4 protein-coding genes are annotated in these 4137 nt (G+C 72.1%); 2 read left to right on the forward strand and 2 right to left on the reverse strand.

All coding sequences use genetic code 11. From position 1 onward, the window contains the following. The first annotated feature begins 259 nt into the window (after positions 1–259). Positions 260–403 (forward strand): hypothetical protein, encoded by a 144-nt coding sequence (locus RH94_RS41000; RefSeq protein WP_158073118.1) that lies wholly within the window; start codon positions 260–262, stop codon positions 401–403. A 56-nt stretch (positions 404–459) separates the two neighbouring features. On the opposite strand, the gene RH94_RS34710 is transcribed toward RH94_RS41000, so the two are convergent. Further along, a complete protein-coding gene (locus RH94_RS34710; protein WP_407697400.1) occupies positions 460–2298 on the reverse strand; it encodes an APC family permease in 1839 nt (612 codons plus the stop codon). A 147-nt stretch (positions 2299–2445) separates the two neighbouring features. On the opposite strand from RH94_RS34710, the gene RH94_RS34715 reads away from it, so the two are divergent. Next, positions 2446–3201 (forward strand): DUF4118 domain-containing protein, encoded by a 756-nt coding sequence (locus RH94_RS34715; RefSeq protein WP_073952270.1) that lies wholly within the window; start codon positions 2446–2448, stop codon positions 3199–3201. 59 nt (positions 3202–3260) lie between these two features. Here the strand turns inward: RH94_RS34715 and RH94_RS34720 are convergent. After that, the coding region (locus RH94_RS34720) for a Tn3 family transposase (RefSeq protein WP_143204110.1) at positions 3261–4137 on the reverse strand (877 nt) is incomplete at its 5' end.

The following is a 4137-nucleotide window of genomic DNA, read 5'->3' on the forward strand; positions in this document are numbered from 1 at the left end:
CCCGCCGTACCGTGCCTCTCTCAGGCTGTTCGCGGGCGGCCTGAGCTGCTCCCAGGACAGCGCAGGCGATTCCGAGGAGGCGGCCGGCCACTCGACCGGTCGCCCTTGCCAGGTCGAGTAGGGGCCCGGCGGGTGCGGCGGCCCCGGGGCCGGGACTTCGGTCCGCCGGTCGACACGTCATGGTTCACGGACCAGACCCTGAACGGCTTCCCCGACGAAGCCGTTCAGGGTCTGTCCGAAGGACCGTGCCGCGCCGTCCATGGACCGCGTGTACGCGGCGTGGATCCTGGCCACGCACGGAGCGGACGCCGCGTGGCTGGAACGGCATCTGGACCTCCCCGCCGACCTGGCACGCCTGCTCGTCGAGGCCGCCGGGGCACGGTGTCGCGAAGTGGGCACCTGAGAGGACCACTCCCGGTCCTTGGCCGGCATCCACCCGCACGGCGGGAGGCCTCCGCGTCAGTGGTCGAGGTGGATGGGGAAGCGCAGGCGGCAGATGACGGCGTCGGTGTGGCGGCGGACGGCGCGGTCCAGGACGGCGCCGCGCTGGTTCTGCAGCAGTCGCTGCCAGGGCCTGGGCAGGCGCATCTCGGGGATGAGGACCACGATGCGGTCGTGGCGGTCCTGGGCCGCGAGCGCGCGCAGGTGGTCGATGACGGGCCGGGTCAGGGAGCGGGTGCGGCTGTGCAGCACGGTGAGCGGGACGCCGGGCTGCCAGGCGTTCCAGGCGGCGTGGACCTCGTCGGCGGAGGGGGCGTCGCGGTCCTCGGGGTGGACGACGGTGACGGCGCGGACGTCGTCGCCCAGGGACAGTGCGGCGCTGAGGGCCTCGCGGGTGAGGACGTTGACCGCGCCGACGGGAACGACGACGACCGAGTGGCGCGGCTCGGGACGGGCGGGGATCTCGCCGAGGCGCAGGGCGGCGCCGATCCGCCGGTAGGCGCGGTGCACGGCTTCGAACACGGTGACCAGGACGGCGACGGTGAGGAAGACCAGCCAGCCGCCCTCGTGGAACTTCGCGACCAGTTCGACGACCAGTGCCGCGGTGGTCAGGAGTGCGCCCAGTGCGTTGACGGCCGCGCGCCGGTGCCGGCCCGGCCCCTGGTCGAGGTGCCAGTGCCGGACCATGCCGGCCTGGGAGAGGGTGAAGCCGATGAACACGCCGATGGCGAAGACCGGTACCAGTTTCTGGGTGTCGCCCTCGGCCACGACCAGCAGGACCAGGGCGGCGACGGCCAGCACGACGACGCCGTAGCGGTAGACCTGCCGGTCGGCGCGCAGCCCGAAGACGTGCGGCAGGTGGTTGTCGCGCGCCAGCAGGGAGGTCAGGACCGGCATGCCGCCGAAGGAGGTGTTGGCCGCGAGCGCGAGCAGCACCATGGTGGCGAACTGCACCACGTAGAAGCCGGCGTTGTGCCCCAGGGACGCCTCGGTCAGCTGCGCCAGTACGGTCTTGGTGGCGTTCGGCGCGACGTGGAACTTGCCGATGAGCAGCGACAGCCCGATCAGCATGGTCCCCAGCAGCGCGCCGAGCGCGACCTCGGTGCGCTGGGCCCGCCGGACCCGCGGGGTGCGGAAGGTGGGGACGGCGTTGGCGATGGCCTCCACGCCGGTCAGGGCCGAGCAGCCCGAGGCGAACGCGCGCAGCAGCAGCAGGGCTCCGACCGCGGAGGCGGCGGAGGCCGTCGGGTGGGTGGGCGGCACGGCCGGTGTCGGGCGCACCAGGCCGGCCACGATCACGGCGGCGATCGCCACGATGAACACGGCCGTGGGAGCGATCATCACCTTGGCGGACTCGGCGACCCCGTAGAGGTTGACCGCGGTGATCAGCCCCAGGACGATCACGCACAGCAGGACCCGGTCGCCGTACAGGGCGGGGAAGGCGGAGGTGAGCGCGGCCACGCCGGCCGAGACCGACACGGCGACGTTCAGCACGTAGTCGATGATCAGTGAGGCGGCGGCGACCAGACTGACCCGTCGGCCCAGATGGCGTCCGGCGACCGCGTAGGCACCGCCCCCGTTCGGGAACGCGGCGATCACCTGCCGGTAGGAGAACGTCAGCGCCGCCAGCAGCACGACGATCGCCAGCGTGACCGGCAGGGTGAAACCCAGGCCCTGGCTGCCGGCCACCGCCAGCACCACCACGATCGCCTCCGGCCCGTAGGCCACGGAGGCCAGCGCGTCCAGGGACAGGGCCGCCAGCCCCTGCGGCACGGTCAGCCGGTCCCGCTCCTGCCGCCTCCCGGCGAGCCGCCCGATACGGCGACGACTGCCGACGCCCCCAGTACGCCCACTCACGGCTTCACCTGCCCTCACGTCGCCCTGCGCACCCCCGGGGTCAGGATTCCGTAAAACGCCTCATTCCAGCGCAAGAGAGGCGTTAAAGGTCGTTCCGGGTCACGTGGACCCTGCTACACCGGAAGACGCAAGCAGGAGGTGCCCACCATGCCCGACTACCTCGTCAGGGGACCCGTCGCGATCATCGCCGCCCTCGTGGCGCCGCTCGCGGTCTGCGCGGTGCTGCTGCCCTTCCGCGCCGCACTGGCCAACACCGTCGTCGCGCTGATCCTGGTCGTGGTCGTCGTCGCCGCGGCGGCCCTCGGCCACCGCCTGGCCGGCGTCCTGGCCGCCCTGTCCGCGGCCGTCTGGTTCGACTTCTTCTTCACCGTCCCCTACCAGCGGCTCACCATCAGCAGCCCCGCCGACCTCACCACCGCGGTCGTGCTGCTCACCGTCGGGCTGGCCGTCTCCCAGCTGGCGGCCCGCGCCCGACGCCTGAAGGTCGTCACCATCACCGACGCCGACTACCTCGCCCAGCTCCACCACGCGGCCCGCCTGGCCCAGACGGCGACCTCGCCCGACGCGGTGGTGGAGTGCGTACGCGCCCAACTCGTCGGCCTGCTCCACCTGCGCGGCTGCCGCTTCCAGTACGGCACCCTGCTCGGCCACGCCCCCCGCCTCGAAAACGACGGCTCCGTCACCGTCGGCCGCAAGACGTGGGACGTCGACCGCCTCGGCCTGCCCGACCAGGACATCGAGCTGCGCGTCTTCGCCGGCGGCCACTTCCACGGCCGGTTCCTCCTCCGGCCGACCCCCGGCCACACCCCGCCCCTCCAGGCCCGCCTGGTCGCCGTCACCCTGGCCGACCAGGCCGGCGCCGCCCTGCAGACCCTCTGGAGGGAGACGGCACCCCGCCCCTGAGACGGCTGCTTTTGTACTGGATCACCCGCCCGAGCCCCTGACCTATCCGCACCCTAGTCCTAGCCGCCACCGTCGTCGTCCTCGTCGAGTTCGACCGCCTCCGGGTCGCGCAGGGGCCGAAGCCCGCCCGCCAGGGTGGACGGGGTGAAGCTGTAGCGACCCAGGAAGTTGAGATTCTTGTGCTTGAGCGGGGACAGCCGGGCCACGTCCTCGTCCCTGATCTCGTGGCCCTGCTCACGCAGCCGGGCCACCGCGGCGTCGATGTAGCGCGTCGTCCACAGCACCACGGTTTTCAGGACCAGGCCGAGCGAGCCGAGCTGGTCCTCCGTGCCGTCCCGGTATGCCTGGTGGATGGTGCCTTTCTTGCCGTGGCAGATGTCCCGTGCGAGCTTGTGGCGGGACTCCTGCACGCTGAGCTGACGCCCCATCTGGCGGCGGTAGGTGTCGTCAACCGGGTCGACCACGCGTAGCAGGTGGAGGGTCTTGGCGATCCGCCCGTACTCGGCGAACGCCTGCCCCAGGGGTGTGGGGCGGCCGTCGCGGCCGAACATCCGCAGCAGGTCGTAGGCGCGGACCTGGTTGGTGACCAGGGAGCCGGCCACGCGCAGCATGTCCGGCCAGTGCGTGATCACCCGGTTCAGGTTGACCCGGTTGCGGGCCAAGGTCTCCAGCGGCCCGTACGTGCCCGTCGCGACGCCGGGCATCTCCGCCCGCCAGAACCGCTGGTCGTCCAGGTCGCGGAACCGGGGGCTGAAGTTGTAGCCGAGGATCTTGAACAGGCCGAACACCATGCCGGAGTACGAAGCGTTGTCGGTCGCCACCATCTCCGGCTTCACCCCGCCGTCCAGGTTCAGCAGCGCGTCCAGGATGTGCAGGGAGTCGCGCGGGGTGCCGGGCACCACCATCTGCCCGATGCCTGCGACCTGGTCGTTTACT

The sequence above is a fragment of the Streptomyces kebangsaanensis genome (assembly GCF_001906585.1).
Taxonomy (GTDB): Bacteria; Actinomycetota; Actinomycetes; order Streptomycetales; family Streptomycetaceae; genus Streptomyces; species Streptomyces kebangsaanensis.

Bases quoted from the DNA above. Each gene is read 5' to 3' on its own strand.
- RH94_RS41000 (WP_158073118.1), top strand. From the start codon at position 260: ATGGACCGCGTGTACGCGGCGTGGATCCTGGCCACGCACGGAGCGGAC.
- RH94_RS34715 (WP_073952270.1), top strand. From the start codon at position 2,446: ATGCCCGACTACCTCGTCAGGGGACCCGTCGCGATCATCGCCGCCCTC.